This is a genomic window from Clostridium sp. AM46-21, from assembly GCF_003480025.1.
Taxonomy (GTDB): Bacteria; Bacillota; Clostridia; order Lachnospirales; family Lachnospiraceae; genus Coprococcus; species Coprococcus ammoniilyticus.
This window is the reverse complement of the sequence record NZ_QUIB01000019.1, coordinates 18,272-36,050: the sequence shown is the minus strand read 5'-3', so window position 1 is coordinate 36,050 and position 17,779 is coordinate 18,272. Positions and strand designations below refer to the sequence as shown.

General features: G+C 40.4%; 20 protein-coding genes. 5 read left to right on the top strand and 15 right to left on the bottom strand.

Features of this window, described 5'->3' with window-relative positions; translation table 11 throughout:
• Window positions 1-4: 4 nt before the first annotated feature.
• Together DW959_RS12295 and DW959_RS12290 are read right to left on the bottom strand one after the other, a co-directional pair.
• Window positions 5-319 (bottom strand): hypothetical protein, encoded by a 315-nt coding sequence (locus tag DW959_RS12295; RefSeq protein WP_242997287.1) that lies wholly within the window; start codon window positions 317-319, stop codon window positions 5-7.
• A gap of 115 nt (window positions 320-434) precedes the next feature.
• The gene (locus tag DW959_RS12290; RefSeq protein ID WP_347465054.1) at window positions 435-770 is read right to left on the bottom strand and encodes a DUF6674 family protein; all 336 of its coding nucleotides are present in this window, start codon (window positions 768-770) and stop codon (window positions 435-437) included.
• 63 nt (window positions 771-833) lie between these two features.
• On the opposite strand from DW959_RS12290, the gene DW959_RS12285 reads away from it, so the two are divergent.
• Together DW959_RS12285 and DW959_RS14720 are read left to right on the top strand one after the other, a co-directional pair.
• A complete protein-coding gene (locus tag DW959_RS12285; protein WP_117821989.1) occupies window positions 834-1,118 on the top strand; it encodes a transposase in 285 nt (94 codons plus the stop codon).
• On the top strand, window positions 1,115-1,414 hold the full coding sequence (locus DW959_RS14720; protein ID WP_242997288.1) for an IS3 family transposase: 300 nt from the start codon (window positions 1,115-1,117) through the stop codon (window positions 1,412-1,414). The genes DW959_RS12285 and DW959_RS14720 overlap by 4 nt, the downstream gene beginning before the upstream one ends.
• 21 nt (window positions 1,415-1,435) lie before the next feature.
• Here DW959_RS14720 and DW959_RS12275 read toward each other — a convergent pair whose 3' ends face one another.
• The 10 genes from DW959_RS12275 to DW959_RS12225 form a co-directional block, all read right to left on the bottom strand.
• On the bottom strand, window positions 1,436-2,572 hold the full coding sequence (locus DW959_RS12275; RefSeq protein ID WP_347465056.1) for a phage tail tape measure protein: 1,137 nt from the start codon (window positions 2,570-2,572) through the stop codon (window positions 1,436-1,438).
• Window positions 2,573-2,740: 168 nt separating this feature from the next.
• A complete protein-coding gene (locus DW959_RS12270) occupies window positions 2,741-2,965 on the bottom strand; it encodes a hypothetical protein (RefSeq protein ID WP_117821990.1) in 225 nt (74 codons plus the stop codon).
• Window positions 2,966-3,119: 154 nt separating this feature from the next.
• Window positions 3,120-3,518 (bottom strand): hypothetical protein, encoded by a 399-nt coding sequence (locus tag DW959_RS15150; RefSeq protein WP_347465186.1) that lies wholly within the window; start codon window positions 3,516-3,518, stop codon window positions 3,120-3,122.
• Between the two features lie 357 nt (window positions 3,519-3,875).
• Window positions 3,876-4,766, bottom strand: a complete 891-nt coding sequence (locus DW959_RS12255; protein WP_117821992.1) for a Fic family protein — start codon at window positions 4,764-4,766, stop codon at window positions 3,876-3,878.
• A 295-nt stretch (window positions 4,767-5,061) separates the two neighbouring features.
• The gene (locus DW959_RS12250; protein ID WP_117821993.1) at window positions 5,062-6,108 is read right to left on the bottom strand and encodes a Fic family protein; all 1,047 of its coding nucleotides are present in this window, start codon (window positions 6,106-6,108) and stop codon (window positions 5,062-5,064) included.
• 119 nt (window positions 6,109-6,227) lie between these two features.
• Entirely contained in the window at window positions 6,228-6,602 is a 375-nt protein-coding gene (locus tag DW959_RS12245; RefSeq protein WP_117821994.1) for a DUF4186 domain-containing protein, read from the bottom strand.
• Between the two features lie 73 nt (window positions 6,603-6,675).
• Window positions 6,676-9,690, bottom strand: a complete 3,015-nt coding sequence (locus DW959_RS12240) for a diguanylate cyclase (protein WP_118616297.1) — start codon at window positions 9,688-9,690, stop codon at window positions 6,676-6,678.
• A gap of 119 nt (window positions 9,691-9,809) precedes the next feature.
• On the bottom strand, window positions 9,810-10,643 hold the full coding sequence (locus tag DW959_RS12235; protein WP_243023398.1) for a class I SAM-dependent methyltransferase: 834 nt from the start codon (window positions 10,641-10,643) through the stop codon (window positions 9,810-9,812).
• 73 nt (window positions 10,644-10,716) lie between these two features.
• On the bottom strand, window positions 10,717-11,313 hold the full coding sequence (locus DW959_RS12230) for a TetR/AcrR family transcriptional regulator (protein ID WP_118616295.1): 597 nt from the start codon (window positions 11,311-11,313) through the stop codon (window positions 10,717-10,719).
• Between the two features lie 35 nt (window positions 11,314-11,348).
• Complete coding sequence (locus DW959_RS12225; protein WP_118616293.1) at window positions 11,349-12,155, bottom strand: 4Fe-4S binding protein; 807 nt, start codon at window positions 12,153-12,155, stop codon at window positions 11,349-11,351.
• A 210-nt stretch (window positions 12,156-12,365) separates the two neighbouring features.
• Here DW959_RS12225 and DW959_RS14920 point away from each other — a divergent pair, with 210 nt between their 5' ends.
• Together DW959_RS14920 and DW959_RS12220 are read left to right on the top strand one after the other, a co-directional pair.
• Entirely contained in the window at window positions 12,366-12,488 is a 123-nt protein-coding gene (locus DW959_RS14920; RefSeq protein ID WP_279221007.1) for a hypothetical protein, read from the top strand.
• Complete coding sequence (locus tag DW959_RS12220) at window positions 12,464-13,039, top strand: Crp/Fnr family transcriptional regulator (protein ID WP_347475358.1); 576 nt, start codon at window positions 12,464-12,466, stop codon at window positions 13,037-13,039. Before DW959_RS14920 ends, DW959_RS12220 begins: the two co-directional genes overlap by 25 nt.
• A 215-nt stretch (window positions 13,040-13,254) precedes the next feature.
• On the opposite strand, the gene DW959_RS12215 is transcribed toward DW959_RS12220, so the two are convergent.
• Both DW959_RS12215 and pflB read right to left on the bottom strand, forming a co-directional pair.
• Window positions 13,255-14,100: a radical SAM protein gene (locus DW959_RS12215; RefSeq protein ID WP_118616291.1), complete on the bottom strand. Its 846-nt coding sequence runs from the start codon at window positions 14,098-14,100 to the stop codon at window positions 13,255-13,257.
• A gap of 391 nt (window positions 14,101-14,491) precedes the next feature.
• Window positions 14,492-16,768 (bottom strand): formate C-acetyltransferase, encoded by a 2,277-nt coding sequence (gene pflB / locus DW959_RS12210; RefSeq protein ID WP_021944115.1) that lies wholly within the window; start codon window positions 16,766-16,768, stop codon window positions 14,492-14,494.
• A 228-nt stretch (window positions 16,769-16,996) separates the two neighbouring features.
• Here pflB and DW959_RS14915 point away from each other — a divergent pair, with 228 nt between their 5' ends.
• Window positions 16,997-17,125 (top strand): hypothetical protein, encoded by a 129-nt coding sequence (locus DW959_RS14915; protein WP_279221006.1) that lies wholly within the window; start codon window positions 16,997-16,999, stop codon window positions 17,123-17,125.
• A gap of 480 nt (window positions 17,126-17,605) precedes the next feature.
• On the opposite strand, the gene DW959_RS14235 is transcribed toward DW959_RS14915, so the two are convergent.
• Window positions 17,606-17,752 (bottom strand): hypothetical protein, encoded by a 147-nt coding sequence (locus DW959_RS14235; protein WP_008401909.1) that lies wholly within the window; start codon window positions 17,750-17,752, stop codon window positions 17,606-17,608.
• Window positions 17,753-17,779 lie beyond the last annotated feature (27 nt).

Genomic DNA, 17,779 nt, shown 5'->3' with positions numbered 1-17,779 from the left:
CCTCCTAATTATCGTAATGATTGAATCCACCAAACAAACCTCTGTCACTATGGCTTGTCTTATGTCCATTATTATCATATGTGTTGACACTTCCAAATAATCCAGGGCAGCTGTGTCCTACTTTGTGACCTCTATTATCGTAATGATTCATTGTACCAAATAATCCGGGACTGCTATGTCCTACTTTATGTCCATTAGCATCATAGTTGTTCATACTACCAAAGAATCCCGGTCTGCTCTCTCCAATTTTATTGCCATTTGCATCATAATGCTTCATTGTGCCAAATAATCCAGGGCGACTATATCCTTCTTTTTTCATATCAATCAGCTCCTTTCAAACAATTCTTACATGTTTTTAAGTTCTTTGTATTTACATTATACGCACACCATGTGTCCAATAAAAAGGACAACTATAAATTCAAACGATTCTTATTTCATGTGCTATCATAATTATAACAAGAACCATTTCTTATGTGTCGCATTTCAGGCGACAAAAAAGGACGCAGGTTTTCTCCCACGCCCTCAAAACTATCTGGCTTATCAATCGAAGCGTCCAAATGCAGCTCCATTGATACAAACAACTTTCTCACTGCCTTCATCGGAGCAAGTACTGCCTTTGTAATGGGATGTTTCTGCTCTTTCCGTGAGTAATCCACCTCTGGCTTGTCAGCAAAAGTACGGAATGCATTGGCTGCTGTCTGCCCGGCTTCACGAAATCCTTTTGCAAGAAGTGCTGTCTTTGATGCTAGAATATAAATAATACAAGCCAAAATGAGGAATTCCAAATACATATTAACATGGTACAATAAAGACATGCTGAAGGAGGATCTCATATGGCAATGCAACATGACAAACAATTTAAACTTGATGCAATGCGGTATTATCAAGATCATAAAGATCTCTGTGTACGTGGATGTGCAGAAAATCTTGGCATCGGATACAGCACACTAACAAAGTGGCTGAAAGACTTCCGTGAATCAGGTGATATTCCTGTTCGTGGTTCTGGTAATTACGCATCCGATGAACAAAAGGAAATCGCCCGTCTCAGACGTGAATTACGTGATACCCAAGATGCACTTGATGTATTAAAAAAAGCAATCAATATTCTGGGAAAATGACGGAAGCAATTTATCTCGAAGTGTCTGAGAAGACGGAAGCTGCCCAAAAGGCTGGACGCCGGGGTTCCGTCTCCAGAATGTTGAAATTTTTAGGTGTCTCACGTTCAGGATATCGTGCATGGCTCCAGCGCTTTAAAATTCACGATTACAAGCAGGCATACCGCTTGATTTTCGAATATCTGGAAGCTTTCTACAATACGAAACGAATTCATAGCCATTGCAACTATATGTCACCAAATAAATTCGAACGATTGTATGAAAGAACACACACTGAGGCTGAACTTCCGGTGGGTTAAAATGGGGAGAAATTTCTCATTTTAACTTGTACTAAATCTTGACATAGGACCATTTCCCTCAGAATCATATACAGACACACCTAGTTCCTGCATCTTCGCAGCCGCCTGATCGGTTGGGTTCTGCAAAGACAGGATAATGTTTCGAAGATGCGTACCACCCTCTGCACCCTTGATACCATTATTCGCAAGAATACCAAGTGCTGTGTTAAGTTCTGCCGTTCCACCTTTAATAGATTTAGCCGTAGCACCAATCGTAAGAATACCTTCTCCTAACTGTGCAACGGATGTATTGGTGGTAGAAGCCGTCTTTGCCATCTGGTCTACCATCGTATCAGCCTCGGCAGTTTCCATACCGAGTGCAGACATGGCATCCGTTACCATGTCCGATGCTGATGCAAGGTCAATGCCACCAGCCGCCGCCAAGTTAAGTACTGTAGGAAGTGTATCTGCCATTTCCTGTGTGCTGTAACCTGCAAGAGCAAGATAGTTTAAAGCCTCGGCACACTCCGTAGCGGAGAATGCTGTGGATGCACCCATTTCCTTTGCAAGGTTTGACAGGGCATCCATCGTATTAACACTCTGCCCATCAAGTGTAGACATGGAATCCTTTGTGATTCCCATTGTAGCCTGCACCTGACTCATGGAACTTTCAAAGTTCGCAGCCGTAGTGACCGATGCCGTTCCAAGTCCCGTCACAGCAGCTGTTACCGGGAGAAGTTTCTTTCCGGCATTGGAGATATTATCACCCGTGGTTTTTAAAGATTCTCCTGTGGCGGCAATCTTCTGTACTGCCGTAGCTGACTGATTCGCCTGTGTCTCCAGACTCCTTAGGTTCTGTTCCGTTTCCACGATTTCCCTTTGAAGAGCATCGTACTGCTCCTGTGAAATATCTCCATTCGCAAGTGCAGTATTCGCTTGTTCGGCTGCTGTCTTAAGTGTTCCCAACTTCTGTTTTGTTTCATCAACAGCCTGTGCCAGGAGTTTTTCCTTCTGTGCAAGAAGTTCCGTATTAGCCGGATCCATTTTCAATAATTTCTCGACATCCTTAAGAGCCGTCTGTGTGGATTTGATTTCTCCGTTCAGACCCTTAAGGGCAGTCTGCAATTTGGTGGTATCCCCACCAATCTCAACAGTAATACCCTGTATTCTACTTGCCATAGGTTTCCTCCTCTCTCCTAAATTTAGGCATAAAAAATGCCCGGATTTCTCCGAGCATGAAAAAAGCACTCACATTTCTGTAAGTGCTTTTCAAGGATATGTAATGATGTGATGTTACCCTCTTATCGCTTGGGGTGTGCGGAAAGGAGGCGATAAATATGAAAAACTTTATGATTCGACCGTTGAAATTGGTGGAGTAAAATTAAAGCTAACCTTTCCTTCTTGGTCGAGGTCAACATTGAATGCGTATCCCTTATCCATAGACTTTACACATAAATCGTATAATGCCCATATTCCTAAAGCAATGCATCCATACTTGCCACCTTTTTTTACAAGACCATATGCCTCTTTGCTAAAATTCATAGCTGTTGTTGTCTTAATAACATTATTCATCTTTCTTACCACCTTAATTTTTTATTTCACATCATGTACCTCCCTTTCCTTGATGTGTTAATTATATCATTTTCTATCCGTTTTTTATACCATAAAATAAGCATAATAACATACTCTATTTCTCCCTTTTTGCTACTTTAACAACACTAATTACTTAAAATCTATCAAAGTCTTCCTGTGTTGCCAATTCCTTATATCCTTTATAATCATCGTTCCCGTTCTCTGCGTACATATCGTTCACGAGACCAATCGTGAGAAGATCAAGGTCACGAATGCTTATACCACGCATGATATTCTCCTCTGTAAGCACATCGATAAGTCTGTGATCATACTCTTCCGGCACAAGATAACCGATCTGCATCCACACCTTCCTGAAGGACATTGGATACCTGTCTGAAGTTGGAACGGAGTGCTGTAAGCATTCCATCCTGTCATCTGTTTCTCTTTCTTCCTCCGGTCCACTCAGGTCTGCATCGGATTTTTTGCATTTATTAATAGCATCGATTGTTTCACAAAAAAGTCTTACCACTTCCCCATCTACCGTCAATAGCAATAGAAAGAACTCCCTCTTGGGCTAATATTAAATCACAAAAACGCACTAAATCTTTGTTTCGTTTCAATAACTCTTTATTCAAGGTATGTATCAAATTTTCTTCCGTAGGAATCAATTCAAAACTATTCAGGTCCATTCGCTCCTTTGTATTGTTCTTCCCATTTATGTGTAATATAAGATTGCCCCTGCTGTTCTATTGTTAATATTTGTTTTGGATACTGATACGTAAAACACCCCATAAGTAAAAAAGTCCCACCGGGTTGCGCATAAAATCAGAGGCATGGTGGGTTCTGTTAATATTACTGTACAGCATTCAATGTTACTGTCGCACGATATTGTGCCGCAGTATTTGCACTTTTAATATGCAATTCTAAAATAATCCAGGTATGCTTTATATCTATCTTGTGCTGTCAGGCAAGTGTCAGTCAGATACCCTTTTTCATTGTCCCATTCTTTCAATCCTCGATAATAAAACATTTTCAAATTATCCTCGATAATAAATGGAACAATATTGTATTTCAGGCATTCCTTGAACATAATCAAACGTCCCACACGACCATTTCCATCCTGAAATGGATGGATACGTTCAAACTTCACATGAAAATCCAGAATATCGTCAAAGGTCTTTTCTTCCTTGTTATTGTACTCTGACAGCAATTTCTTCATCCTGTCTGCAACTTCTTCCGGAAGTGCGGTTTCCATACCGCCGACTTCATTTGGCAGTTTCTTGTAATCACCGACAGCAAACCAATCCTTTCTGGAATCACTGGTTCCATTTTTCAGAATCAGATGCAGCTCCTTAATAAACTTTTCCGTCAATGCCAATTTTGCATGATCAATAATAATATCAATACACCGGAAATGGCTTGCTGTTTCAATCACATCATCTACATTAAGCACTTCTTTTTCTATACCAATGGTATTCGTCTCGAAGATATATCGGGTCTGATCGCGGGTCAGCCGACTGCCTTCCATATGGTTTGAATTATATGTTAAATCAATCTGTGTCTTATGATAAATGCCTCCAGCATATTTATTCGCCTTCTCATCCTGCAAAACATCCAGTAAGGTCGTTGGTTTTTCTTTCTTCTTGTTAGTGCGCTCCGGCTTTTCTGCATTTTCCGGAATATTCCATGTCTTTCCGGTAAGAAATGCTCCCGGCACACGACCATGGGCACAATAATTTCTTACACTACGTTCAGATACATCCCATTTTTTTGCCATTTCAGCAACTGAAAGATATCGCATCTGCCGCCCTCCTCCTTTCACACGATAAAAAGCATATTCTATGAGCCTTTTATTATCATGATTTCAAAAATCATATTTACTATATTACTATACCACATTATCGGCAACGAATCCATATTTTGTGCTCATTCTTCTGTCGTTTTTGCCGACGTAGAAACCTCTAAAAAAATACCAACCATCGAATTTGACGGTTGGTACTTATATTTTAGTTTTGGTCATCTGGATAAGTATTCAGACAAAATCCTGTTATGAATCCACCCCTTACCCCAATTCATATTTACAAAAAATCAACCACCTACCTCACCCCAAAATAGCAGGTATTTTTTCCTTTTCCTTCTTTCCTCAATTCTCCTGATGCAACCAATTTTCGCAGTGCACCTTCAATAGAACTGTCACTGAGTGTAGGGCATAGCTCCCGTATATCCTGCTTATTGAAACGTCCAATTTTATTATGACTTGCTCTCCGTACCATTTCAAGTGCAGGTAGTTTTATTTCAACCAACGCCATTCTGTCTTCAAAATCTTTATAGGCAGCAAGGATGGTTCCAAGTAAATATTTGATAAATGGCACTACATCTTCTGTTCCATCATGCCAGCCCGGCTGAGCCGCAGCAAGAGCCTCATAGTACAGGTCTTTATTCTTGGCAATCTTTGCTTCCAATGAGACATACTTTCCAACATAGAATCCACTCCGATACAACAGTAATGCAGTGAGCAGACGGCTCATTCTTCCATTTCCGTCATTGAAAGGATGAATGCATAGAAAATCATGTATAAAAACAGAAATGGCAATAAGTGGCTCCAATTCCATATTTCCTATGACACGATTGTATTCCTCACAGATTCTGTCGAGTGCCTCCTGTGTTTCAAATGGAGCAAGTGGTGTAAACAGCACTTCAACATGTCCATCTGGATAAGTAGCACTAATATAATTCTGTACATTCTTTGTTTGCCCTGCAAGCGGATTGTTCATATGGCTATATAACATCTTGTGCAGTTGCAAAATATAATTTTTTGTAATAGGAATCACATCAAAGCTATCATGAATAACATTCAGCACATCACGATAACCCGCAATTTCCTGCTCATCCCGGTTCTTAGGTGTTGTCTTTTCTTCAACAAGCTGACGAATTCTGGTACTCGTCGTAACAATGCCTTCAATAGCATTAGATGCCTCGGTACTTTGTATTTTTGCAATCTCTACAAGTTTATCAAGTTCCTCTGGACGCTGCTTCAAATACATCTCCTGTTTTCCAGCTTCTTTATAAATAGCAGCAATTAACCCTAAAATCTCTGAATCCCATTTCTGATATTTAATTGCAGAATAATTGAAGTTTCGCATTCCCTTACTTCTCCTTTCTTTTCCTTAAATAATAGTGTTAATTAAGGGAATAGTCAACAAATTAAGCGAATTATCTCATAGTATTCTATCCCAATTAAAGAAATATTATTTTTACCTATCTAATCCTTATTCCTCTCCATCTCTCTCTGAATCCAGGTCATGATCACATCCACAAGATACTCCTGCTGTATCTGGCTCAATTTCCTGCCCGGCTGTATCTTATGCCATTTTCGGATGCACTCCCTGCAGCAGGTTGCAGTTGCATGCTGTGCGATAAATACCGGATGCCCTTTCATCGGCGTCTGTTTTCCATCGTTTGGAATAACCGCCGGAGCTTCCCGCTTTGCAATAAAGTCCTGCGCATGCTGTCTTATAGTATCCAGTCCTTTTTCATTTATGTAATCAATATCCTTCTGCTTTAAATGAAAGCTGCTTCGGAACTTGGAATTACCAAGTCTCTCAAATAGCTGCTTATACCATTCCTCTTTTGTCATCAAAATTCTCCAAACTTCTTATGGCATCCTAACACTTCCTGTTAGAATGCCATCTATAACCATAAATACTATATTATTTTCCCCCATGCTCCTTCACGACCAGTCTGCCTCTTCCGCTTTCCTTCGCCTCGTATAATGCATTGTCTGCTTCCTCATATAACCGGTTAAAGGTTGCTTCCGACTTAGCAATAACTGCGCCCATAGAGATGCCGGTACCTCCCTCTGTAGATTTTACTGTCAGATTTACTTTGTCAAATATCTGCTGGGCATGTTCTTTGATCGCCTTCTCCGGCACACTCTTATTGAAGAACATCATTACCGCAAATTCGTCCCCACCCATACGACTGGCAAAATCTTCATTTCGTAAAGACGCAAGCAATGTCTGGGCGACTAAGATCAGATATTTATCACCATTATGATGACCATAGGTATCATTATATTGCTTAAATTTATCAACATCTATCATGATCATCATTGCATTAAAATCACCTGATAACAGCTTCATCTCCATATCATTCCGAAAAGCCGCATGATTCAAAAGGCCCGTCAGGGAATCTGTACGATATGTATTCTCCCAATTCCGCAATCTGACTTCCGCCTTATTCTGCTCTGCATCTGTCAGGATCTTCATGGAATAAGTACTCGATACATCTGAAATAATAATCTCTGCACGATCCTGTTTAACTGCCGAATCGTAAAAGACACGTCCATAGCAAAAGACATAAATATCCTTTCCATCCTTTCGATGGAGTCTGTGTTCCTGCAATACATATGTACTCTTAGCTAGATTGGCATTTGTCCGACACAAATATTCTGTCCGATCAGCTTCAGGGATCAGGTCCATCTGATTCATGGAATTTTTTTCTACATCCTCACCGGAATAACCTGTCAGCTTCTCGAAATTATCATCCACAGACAAAATATTCCATGAACCATCCAGCAAATATCTGCTGCATTGCACTGTATGTACACAGAATGCTTCCTGAAGTGTACTGTTATCCTCCGGTTTTGCCACTTGTCTGTGTTGAGGTTTTTCCTTCTCCTGCCTGAACTTATGAACTCCCTTTACGGTATCAGAATAATTCTCTGATATCATTTGAATAAACTCGGAAACAATAAACGGATCAAATTGTGTTCCGGCGCAATTTTTTAATTCTTCAAGTGCATCGGATACAGGCATTCCATTTCTATATGGACGGTCACTTACCATCGCATCAAATGCATCAACAACAGCAATTACACGTGACAGTACCGGTATACTCTCCCTGCTCAGTCCGTCCGGATAGCCTTTTCCATCCCATCTTTCATGATGATGTCTGATTTCCTCTGCGATCTGCTTCAATTCTACATTACTGTTTGCAATATCGTAGCCCTTTTCAACATGTGAACGCATGATCTTCCATTCTTCATCGGTAAGTTTTCCCGGTTTGTTCAATATCTCCATCGGAACACCGATCTTTCCGATATCATGAAGCAGACAGAGAAGGGACAAGCGGCTTTGCTGTATATCGGATAACTCTATACGTTTACCAAGCTCTGCACCCATAATCTGTGTACGGCGAACGTGATGCTCCGTATCACTGTCACATTCCTCAAGTGCCCGTATCAGAGATACCAGCATATCCGAATGAATGGATTTGCTGTCTACTAATTTCTTTGTACGCATAGCTTTAGTTGTATTTCGAATGCTTTCAACTATACTGTGTGTCTCATCTTCTACCACACTGACTGCATACTGAATACTTCCGTCGAACTTCTCCTTAAGTTTTCCGGCACATACTGCCATCTCATCTTCACTGCTTCGGCTACACAATGCTATAAGATGTGCCTCGGTTCCTCTGACATAATATGCCCTTTCAGGAAAACAGGTTCTCATATTTTCTGACAACAAGCGGATTTTCTGATCACCTGCTTTTTTTCCAAGTGTGCTGTTGATAACAGACAAACTGTTAATATCACATACAGCAACTCCTACCGGGAACGTAAAATGATCATTTTTTTCCAATGCAAGCTGTTTGAAATTTTCCCATTTCTGAAATCCCGTAAGCATATCCGTCTCAAGTGCGGTATCTGTAAACACGAACATCTGACCAATCTTATGGCCTTTTTTATTTTCAAGCTTCTTTACATCGCATCGCAATGTCTTTTCTTCCGTTTCCGACTTAATATAGCATTGCAGGGAAAAGCTGTCGTCATCTGATTCCGGATCAAACGACAATCCATATACATTCAGGAAACTCTGAAGATCTTTACATTTGGTCAACAGTTCTTCTCCCAGGAAAAAATCAGCTCTTTCATTATGCAGAATCAGGCGCTCGTCATCATCAAACAAAACGATGCCCTGCCCTATATTTTCAAATATACTTGTCTTCAATTTATTCAACATCCCATGTGTGGAATAATCAAAGCAGCTCCAATAAATGATAAATGATACTATACTGTACCCTCCGATCGAGTAGTCCAGTAAATTCACTACGGATTCGCCCGGTAAAAATAAAAAGATTGCATTTATCCCTACAATAATAAGAATTCCTATGATAACACTTAAATACTGCCAACGATACTCATGCGGAATCTTACAGATCTTCCGAATCAATAAACCTACCACCAATAACACCATTACATACGAAAATATCAGATGGAGCTCATACAAAGGCTTCATGTAATAGCTATACTTTGCAATCAACGTATCCCGTGGTTTATATTCAATTGCAATTTCCATAAATGGATTAACTGCAAACACGATCAATTCATATATACAATATAAAAAGCAGAATGCTACTATCCATTTCCCATATCCGGAAAACTTTCCTTTTGTGAAATAAACTGTGAAAATTAAAAGAGAGACAAGCATAAAATCTATACTTATAAAATATATGCTCGACATAATCGCCATACACATATAGGAATCACTTATGATACTGATCAGATAACTAATATCTGCAATAGCCGCACCCATACAGGCAAACCCCAGAAATCTACCTGTTGTTTTATTCTTTTCAAAAGATTTTACTGCTAACAGTATATCTGTAGCGGCGATAATAATTGATATGACTATATATGCATTGATCATAACTGTCTCATTCATAGAAAAGCCTCCCATATTCAGACAAAATATGAGGCTATTTTACTATTTTTGAGGCAGTATGGCAATACCTATGCGTATCATAAACGCCGGCAATTTACCAAATCCGTTAAATTCAACTCTTATCGTTTATTCAGTATCAGAATCTTGTTTGAAAAATTCCTTACAGCCGGAATCTTTCCAATCACCTTATATACAGGAACAAATTCCTTCATTCCTTCTACCAGACTGATATCTTTTTCGCTCCGGAAAGAAGGTGCCACACTCTGAAATGCTTTTCCGCTTTTCACACCCCAGATGAATTTCGCCTGGCTTCCCTCTATGGATTTCTCTTTCATATGCTTCACAACAAATGGTGCCATTACCTCAACCAGAACCTTTGCCTGTGTAAATGTCTGATCAATGATCTCAAACATCTTCCGCACATCCTTCTCCGTTAAATACATCGTAAGACCTTCGATCACTACCAAAACCGGTTCACCATGATACTCGATATCCATCGTATAAGATGAATCCGTTGCTGACTTAGCGATCTGGTAAACAGGGCCATTCTCCTCAAGGAAACGACTTCGGATATCCATGGTCTCCGGAAGATCAATATTGTACCAACGTTGATATTTCCCCTTCATCCGGTAACACCGGGTATCCAGTCCACAGGCAATATTTACAACAATGGCATCCGGATGCTTGGTCAGATAATCATTTACCAAACGATCTAGTACGATCGTTCTTGCAATTACACCGCTGCTCATCAGCTTATCGGATTCCGCCTTTGAGAAATCATAATCTAACCGGGATACGATCTCGATTGCTTTCTCATCATAGATATTGTGATTTTCTTTTCTGGATTCTGCTGCTCTTGCAAATAAAGTCTGCAGCATTGTCTCCGGTACACCCTGTACACTGACCTTTGTCTTATTCTGATTTCCTGTCTGCATTACTTTTCCTTCACTCATAGCTTATTCTCCTTTTCTATATTTACATAACAAATGTTATTTTTTGTTATGTTGTATAAAAAGAGCCCCACAGCTACATGCTGTGAGGCTCTCTTAGATTCTGTATTAATTTATCTGTTCCACCCATCGAGTAGATTCCGATCTTCTCAACCAGATACAAACTATCTTCCATGCTATAATTTCCTTTAATAATCTCCAGACATCCATCCAAACGGATCTTTGCCAGTATCTTTACAAGCTTCTCATCCGGCTCACATTCCATCCGGCTCTTATAAAATGTATATATCGACTGCTCCATCAGTTCTTCTGCCTTGGAACGGTACATTTCATAACAGCTTCCTTGTGCCTTCTCCAGAATGACCACCGCTTCTTTTCGGTGTTCCAGAATAAATCGCATCATCTGAACATCTAACTGCGTACCAAGCTCCGGCTCTGCAAGCTCTAACTCCATATATCTGACAAGCAATTCTTCATACTGCACAACCAGTGGTTCAAAAATCTCCCGGAACAACGCTTCTTTATTCTTAAAATAAAAATACATTGCACCGGTTGTAACTCCTGCCCGGCTGCAGATCATTCGAAGACTTGCTTTGCTATAGCCATGCATGAAGAATTCGTCTAATGCTGTCTGTTTGATTTTCTCTATTGTGTTTTCCTGATCATTCATCATAACACATGTTATGTTAGATGCTTCTAACTAAAATGTCAAGCATTATTTAACATAATTTTGCCATCTGTTGAAATTGTAACCACATTCCACGGAAGGAATTTGCCGCTGTTCTGAAGAGCATTTTTTACAGCCATCTCAATACCACCACAACACGGGACCTCCATTCTCACAACCGTAACGCTCCGGATATTATTATTCCGGATGATCTCTGTCAGCTTTGCAGAATAATCTATCATGTCAAGCTTCGGACAGCCAACCAAAGTGATATGTTCCTTAATAAAATCCCGATGGAAATTCGCATATGCATACGCTGTACAATCTGCCGCAACAAGAAGCTTTGCTCCATCAAACCAAGGGGCTGTCACCGGAACAAGCTTGATCTGTACCGGCCACTGACGTAGCTCTGACTCCTGCTGTCCCATCATCGATGCTAGCTGCTGTACAAGCTCAGGTGATACTTCACCATTTTGCACAGTCTTACTCCCAGCTTCAACAGTTCTTGTCTTTTTGTCATACCGATCTCTATTAAATGTCTTCATAGCCGTACCCGGACAACCACATGGTAGTGGTTCTCCTGACAGACTGCCTGCTTCATCTACTATCTTCTCAGTTTTTGCCGCCAGTACCGCTGCCTCATCATAGTCCGCTGCTTCACGTTCAACAAATGTAATGGCTCCGGTCGGACAGGTAGGAAGACAGTCTCCCAGTCCGTCACAATAATCATCACGAAGCAGCTTTGCCTTTCCATTCACCATCCCGATCGCGCCCTCATGGCATGCCGATGCACATGCCCCACAGCCGTTACACTTTTCTTCATTAATTTCTATAATCCTGCGAATCATCGTTTTTCCTCCTGAATACCCGATACCTGATCATTCTATGATATTTGCTGTTATATCTGTCGCTTCTTTGATCGACATTATACATCGCAGCTTACTTTCATCACTTAACTGTCAATCAGGTTCTTGATTTTATGTGTTTATTCTAATATACTTATTTCAAAATGTATGTTGGATTTCCAACAAAACAACATTTAAGGAAATGGAAATTTTATGAACAAACACGATCTTACATCCTATATTGATACCCTGTCAGCCTGCCGCCTGTTTACCGGCATCGATGAACAGGATCTGCCGGCTATGCTACATGTCTGGACGGAAACCATATTCATGTAAAAAAAGGGAATCCCATATTCGTAGAGGGCGATCCGGCACGCTTTATCGGAATCATTCTTACCGGAACAGCGCAGGTGATCCGTGAAGATTATTATGGGCACCGAAGCGTCATGACAGATCTACAACCCGGGGATCTGTTTGCAGAAGCCTTCTCCTGCGCAGGTCTTTCTACTGTACCGATCAGCGTCTTTGCCATGACTGACAGTGATATTCTGCTTCTGGACTGCCACCACCTTCTGACCTCCTGTTCGAATTCCTGTGATTTTCACAACACCCTGATTCGGAATCTGCTACACGAAATTGCCCGGAAAAACCTTGCGTTAAACCAAAAAATACGCTATATGTCAGAGAAAACAACCCGTGATAAATTAATGGCATACCTCTCCGACCAGGCAAAACAGAATCATTCGGATACCTTCACTATTCCTTTCAATCGTCAGGCACTCGCAGACTATCTCGGTGTAGAACGCTCCGCCATGTCCGCTGAAATCAGCAAACTAAAAAAAGGCGGAATCATCGACACTCAAAAGTCGACCTTCCGCCTACTCTAAAAACATGCTTGCAAAGAGCATTCTTATTATATAAGTTCGTGACATAAAACATCACACGGACAGTATATATATTTTATGAAGCAGACCTGTCCGAATGTCGGTCCTTAGCGATCCGCTATTAAGCGGGAGCTTAGTACCGTTACATGAGGATAGAACGAAAGTGTTCTGCGTAATAAAGATATATATACCGTCCGTGTGATGTTTTTGTTCATTTCCTATTTTTCAAGAATGCTCTTTGCCAGCTTCTGCTGCTCCTCTGTTGGAGGATCGACTCCCTCTAATTTATAAGGAATTCCAAGTCTCTCCCACTCCTGAATACCCAGCTTATGATATGGAAGTACCTCTACCTTATCCACTGTTTTAAGAGTATCTATAAATTCTTTTGTCTTCTTCAGATCATCCTCATCTGTCGTAATTTCCGGAACAAGTACATGTCTGATCCACATATGCTTGCCCTGATCGGACAGATACTGTGCAAGCTCCAGAATATTCTGATTTGAGAATCCTGTTAATTCACGATGCTTATCATCATGGATCTGTTTGATATCAAGTAGAAAAAGATCTGTAAGGCTCATCAGTTCGTTGAACTTTGAGAAGAACGGTTCTTCTCTGGTAAATGGATTTCCGGCCGTATCGATCGTAGTATGGATACCCTGCGCCTTTGCCAGCTTGAAAAATTCGATCAGGAAATCCATCTGAAGTAATGCTTCACCACCGCTTACAGTGATACCACCCTGACCTTTCCAGTATGGCTTATAACGAAGTGCCTGCTTTAACAGATCTTCCGGAGTTCTGGCCTCGATCTTAACACCCTTATCTTTGAGCAGTTTTGTATTCTCTTCAATTTTTTTCTCAAGTGCTTCTCTTTCATCATCGCTGACATCGTCAGCATACAGTCTGCTGTAATCTGTTACAAGATTCCATGTCTCAGGGTTATGACAATATTTACATCTCATCTTGCATCCCTGTAAAAATACAACAAATCGAATTCCCGGACCATCGACTGCTCCAAAGCTTTCTGTTGAATGAATATATCCTAAAATCTGTTTCTTTTCCGGCATGTTCCACCTCTAAGTTCTTTCTATTATTTTACACAAATACACATTAAACAACCACGACTATGCATCTGTTTCCACCACTCACAGCTTCATAGCCTCTTTCTATTTTCTCTCTGATACACAATTTTCATACATGATATAATAAACGCAAAATTATTTGCTCGCAAGAATGCTGATTTTGCGAAATGCATAGAATGTGCGAAGCACATGATATAATGAACGCAAAATTATTTGCTCGCAAGAATGCTGATTTTGCGGAATGCATAGAATGTGCGAAGCACATGATATACGGATAAAAATCCGTCTGCCTTATGCTGTAAAAAAGTCCCGGAGATAGACTCCCCGGGACTCCAATCTTTTACTTATCTGTTAAAACATTCAGACTGTGTAAGATTTACAGTGAGTCATGGAATGTTCTATTGATAACGTCGAGCTGCTGCTCACGTGTAAGTGAGATAAACTTAACAGCATATCCTGATACACGGATTGTGAAGTTAGCGTACTCTGGCTTATCCGGATTCTCCATTGCATCAAGGAGCTTATCCTTACCGAATACGTTTACATTTAAGTGGTGAGCACCCTGATCGAAGTATCCGTCCATAGCGCTTACAAGCTTCTCAGCTCTTTCTTCCTCGTCATGTCCGAGTGCTGATGGGTTCATTGTCTGAGTATTTGAGATACCATCTAATGACCACTCATAAGGAATCTTAGCTACTGAGTTCAGTGAAGCAAGAAGTCCTGATGTCTCTGCACCGTAACTTGGGTTAGCACCTGGTGCGAATGGTGTCCAAGCACGTCTTCCATCCGGAAGGTTACCTGTGTACTTACCATATACTACGTTTGATGTAATTGTCAGGATAGATGTTGTAGGCTCTGAATTACGATATGTGTGTCTCTTCTTGATGTCTGTGAGGAACTCATGAAGAAGCCATACACCGATGTTATCAGCTCTGTCATCATCATTACCATATTTAGGGAATTCTCCCTCGATCTCAAAGTCTTCTGCAAGACCTGTTTCTGCGTTACGAATAACCTTAACCTTAGCATACTTGATAGCTGACAGTGAGTCGATTACGTGTGAGAATCCGGCAATACCTGTTGCAAATGTACGACGTACATCTGTATCGATAAGTGCCATCTCTGCTGACTCATAGTAATACTTATCATGCATGTACTGAATCAGGTTCAGGATATTTACATAAAGTCCTGCTAACCAATCAAGCATCTTCTTGTACTTAGCAAGAACTTCATCATAGTCAAGATACTCTGCAGTAATTGGAGCATACTCAGGACCAACCTGCATTGGCTTGCCTGTCTTCTTGTCTAAGAACTTCTCATCTTTACCACCGTTGATAGCGTAAAGGAGACACTTAGCAAGGTTTGCACGAGCTCCGAAGAACTGCATCTCTTTACCTGTCTGTGTAGCTGATACACAGCAGCAGATTGAATAGTCATCACCCCAGATAGGCTTCATAACATCATCATTCTCGTACTGGATTGAGCTTGTTCTTACTGAGATCTTAGCAGCATACTTCTTGAATGTATCCTGAAGAGCTGAAGAATAAAGAACTGTAAGGTTTGGTTCTGGAGCCGGTCCCATGTTCTCAAGAGTATGAAGGAATCTGTAGTCGTTCTTTGTAACCATTGAACGTCCGTCAACACCGATACCACCAACTTCAAGTGTAGCCCATACAGGGTCACCTGAGAACAGTTCGTTGTATGACTTAATTCTTGCGAACTTAACCATACGAAGTTTCATTGTGAAATGATCGATAAGCTCCTGAGCCTCAGCCTCTGTAAGCTTTCCGGCCTTAATATCTCTCTCAATATAAATATCAAGGAATGTTGATACACGTCCTACTGACATAGCAGCACCATTCTGAGTCTTGATAGCTGAAAGGTATCCGAAGTATAACCACTGAACAGCTTCCTTAGCGTTTGAAGCAGGCTTAGAAATATCATAACCATATGACTGAGCCATAACCTTCATCTCCTGCAGACGTCTGATCTGCTCTGCAAGCTCTTCTCTCTGACGGATAACATCATCAAACATATTACCATCGCCACAGTTTGCCTTGTCTTCCTCTTTCCAAGCGATCAGCTGATCGATACCGTAAAGAGCAACTCTTCTGTAGTCACCTACGATACGTCCACGTCCATAAGTATCAGGAAGACCTGTTACGATATGTGTATGACGTGCAGCTTTCATCTCTGGTGTATAGGCATCAAATACTGCCTGGTTATGTGTCTTGTGATACTCTGTAAAGATCTTATGGAAGTTCTCGTTTGGCTTGTAACCATACATCTCAAGAGCTTCCTCAGCCATCTTAATACCACCATAAGGCATGAATGCTCTCTTAAGTGGTTCATCTGTCTGAAGACCAACAACCTGCTCAAGGTCCTTTGTCTCAGGATCAATATATCCAGGGCCGTATGCTGTGATGCTTGATACAACATCAGCATCCTCCTTTAATACACCGCCGTTATCTCTTTCTGCTTTCTGAAGAGCCTGAAGCTTGTCCCAGAGCTTGTTAGTAGCATCTGTTGGTCCGGCAAGGAAGCTCTCGTCTCCGTCGTACATTGTGTAGTTGTTCTGGATGAAGTCTCTGACATTACATTCTTCTTTCCAGAGTCTACCTGTGAATGAATCCCATTCCTGGTTCTGTAACATAATAATTTTTTCTCCTTTCAATTTTATATTATGTGAATATATAATACACTCTAATGGTATTATACAGAATCTTTTTTTATAATTCAACAATCCTTATCATTTTTATTGTATTTCTTTTCGTACATTCGCATAATTTTTACAAATTTTTTTAATCTCTGAAAAAAAGCTTGACACAGAGTGAACTCCAAGAACTATCATTTAATTATCAAAGACAAGGAGGATCGTCAAATGAATAAATTATCAGACACATTTGAACTGAAAAATAAAGTATCAATTCCATGCATCAGATATGGAAATGAGATCAGCGTTGGCAAAGGAATTGCCGAAAGTGGAATTGCGATACATGGAACGCCATGACAGATTTGTATAAATCCGGCAAAATCAGTAACACCATATCGAATCGTTGAAAATGCCAACATGTGCTTATCATATTGAATACCGGTTGTTTTCCTGCCGGCACATCCAGTGCCAACCGCAGCTTGGTCGCCGGCTTTATATCTATCGTTCCTGCCATTTTATCCCTTACTTTCTTCTTTATATATCGTTCATTTTGAACAGACGAATCTATACTTTATCTCCCATCCTGATTTTTGTCGATTTTTAAGTATATGTGACAAATATTTAAACATATTGTAAACAGAAAATCCAGTATTTTATATCAGGAATGCGTTAATTACGGCAAATAACTGCATACGTGAAAAAAGCTGCCGGAATCCATCATATATCTCCCTTTTCACCTGCATTATATCAGGCAAAACCGGTTAATAAATGACCAATTCCGACAGCTTTTTGTCTCAGCTATTGTTTCTTATAATATCCCATATAATAGTATACTGCTTATGATTCTCTGCTGTTCTTCTCTGCATCTGCAGATATCTTATCGCTATCCGATTCTTTTTTAATAAATGTCTCATTAATGAAAAAGAATCCTCCGAGACCGATTGCAACAACGCCAAAAACAATAGCAAATATATCCATACCCATTTTATTATTCTCCTTTTCTTCTTACAT

Bases quoted from the DNA above. Each gene is read 5' to 3' on its own strand.
- DW959_RS14720 (WP_242997288.1), top strand. From the start codon at position 1,115: ATGACGGAAGCAATTTATCTCGAAGTGTCTGAGAAGACGGAAGCTGCC.
- DW959_RS12275 (WP_347465056.1), bottom strand. From the start codon at position 2,572: ATGGCAAGTAGAATACAGGGTATTACTGTTGAGATTGGTGGGGATACC.
- DW959_RS12225 (WP_118616293.1), bottom strand. From the start codon at position 12,155: ATGATTCGCAGGATTATAGAAATTAATGAAGAAAAGTGTAACGGCTGT.
- DW959_RS14235 (WP_008401909.1), bottom strand. From the start codon at position 17,752: ATGGGTATGGATATATTTGCTATTGTTTTTGGCGTTGTTGCAATCGGT.
- DW959_RS12230 (WP_118616295.1), bottom strand. From the start codon at position 11,313: ATGATGAATGATCAGGAAAACACAATAGAGAAAATCAAACAGACAGCA.
- DW959_RS12235 (WP_243023398.1), bottom strand. From the start codon at position 10,643: ATGAGTGAAGGAAAAGTAATGCAGACAGGAAATCAGAATAAGACAAAG.
- DW959_RS14915 (WP_279221006.1), top strand. From the start codon at position 16,997: ATGAATAAATTATCAGACACATTTGAACTGAAAAATAAAGTATCAATT.
- DW959_RS12215 (WP_118616291.1), bottom strand. From the start codon at position 14,100: ATGCCGGAAAAGAAACAGATTTTAGGATATATTCATTCAACAGAAAGC.
- DW959_RS12240 (WP_118616297.1), bottom strand. From the start codon at position 9,690: ATGAATGAGACAGTTATGATCAATGCATATATAGTCATATCAATTATT.
- DW959_RS12245 (WP_117821994.1), bottom strand. From the start codon at position 6,602: ATGACAAAAGAGGAATGGTATAAGCAGCTATTTGAGAGACTTGGTAAT.
- pflB (WP_021944115.1), bottom strand. From the start codon at position 16,768: ATGTTACAGAACCAGGAATGGGATTCATTCACAGGTAGACTCTGGAAA.
- DW959_RS12250 (WP_117821993.1), bottom strand. From the start codon at position 6,108: ATGCGAAACTTCAATTATTCTGCAATTAAATATCAGAAATGGGATTCA.
- DW959_RS14920 (WP_279221007.1), top strand. From the start codon at position 12,366: ATGAACAAACACGATCTTACATCCTATATTGATACCCTGTCAGCCTGC.
- DW959_RS12270 (WP_117821990.1), bottom strand. From the start codon at position 2,965: ATGAATAATGTTATTAAGACAACAACAGCTATGAATTTTAGCAAAGAG.
- DW959_RS12295 (WP_242997287.1), bottom strand. From the start codon at position 319: ATGAAAAAAGAAGGATATAGTCGCCCTGGATTATTTGGCACAATGAAG.
- DW959_RS12285 (WP_117821989.1), top strand. From the start codon at position 834: ATGGCAATGCAACATGACAAACAATTTAAACTTGATGCAATGCGGTAT.
- DW959_RS12255 (WP_117821992.1), bottom strand. From the start codon at position 4,766: ATGCGATATCTTTCAGTTGCTGAAATGGCAAAAAAATGGGATGTATCT.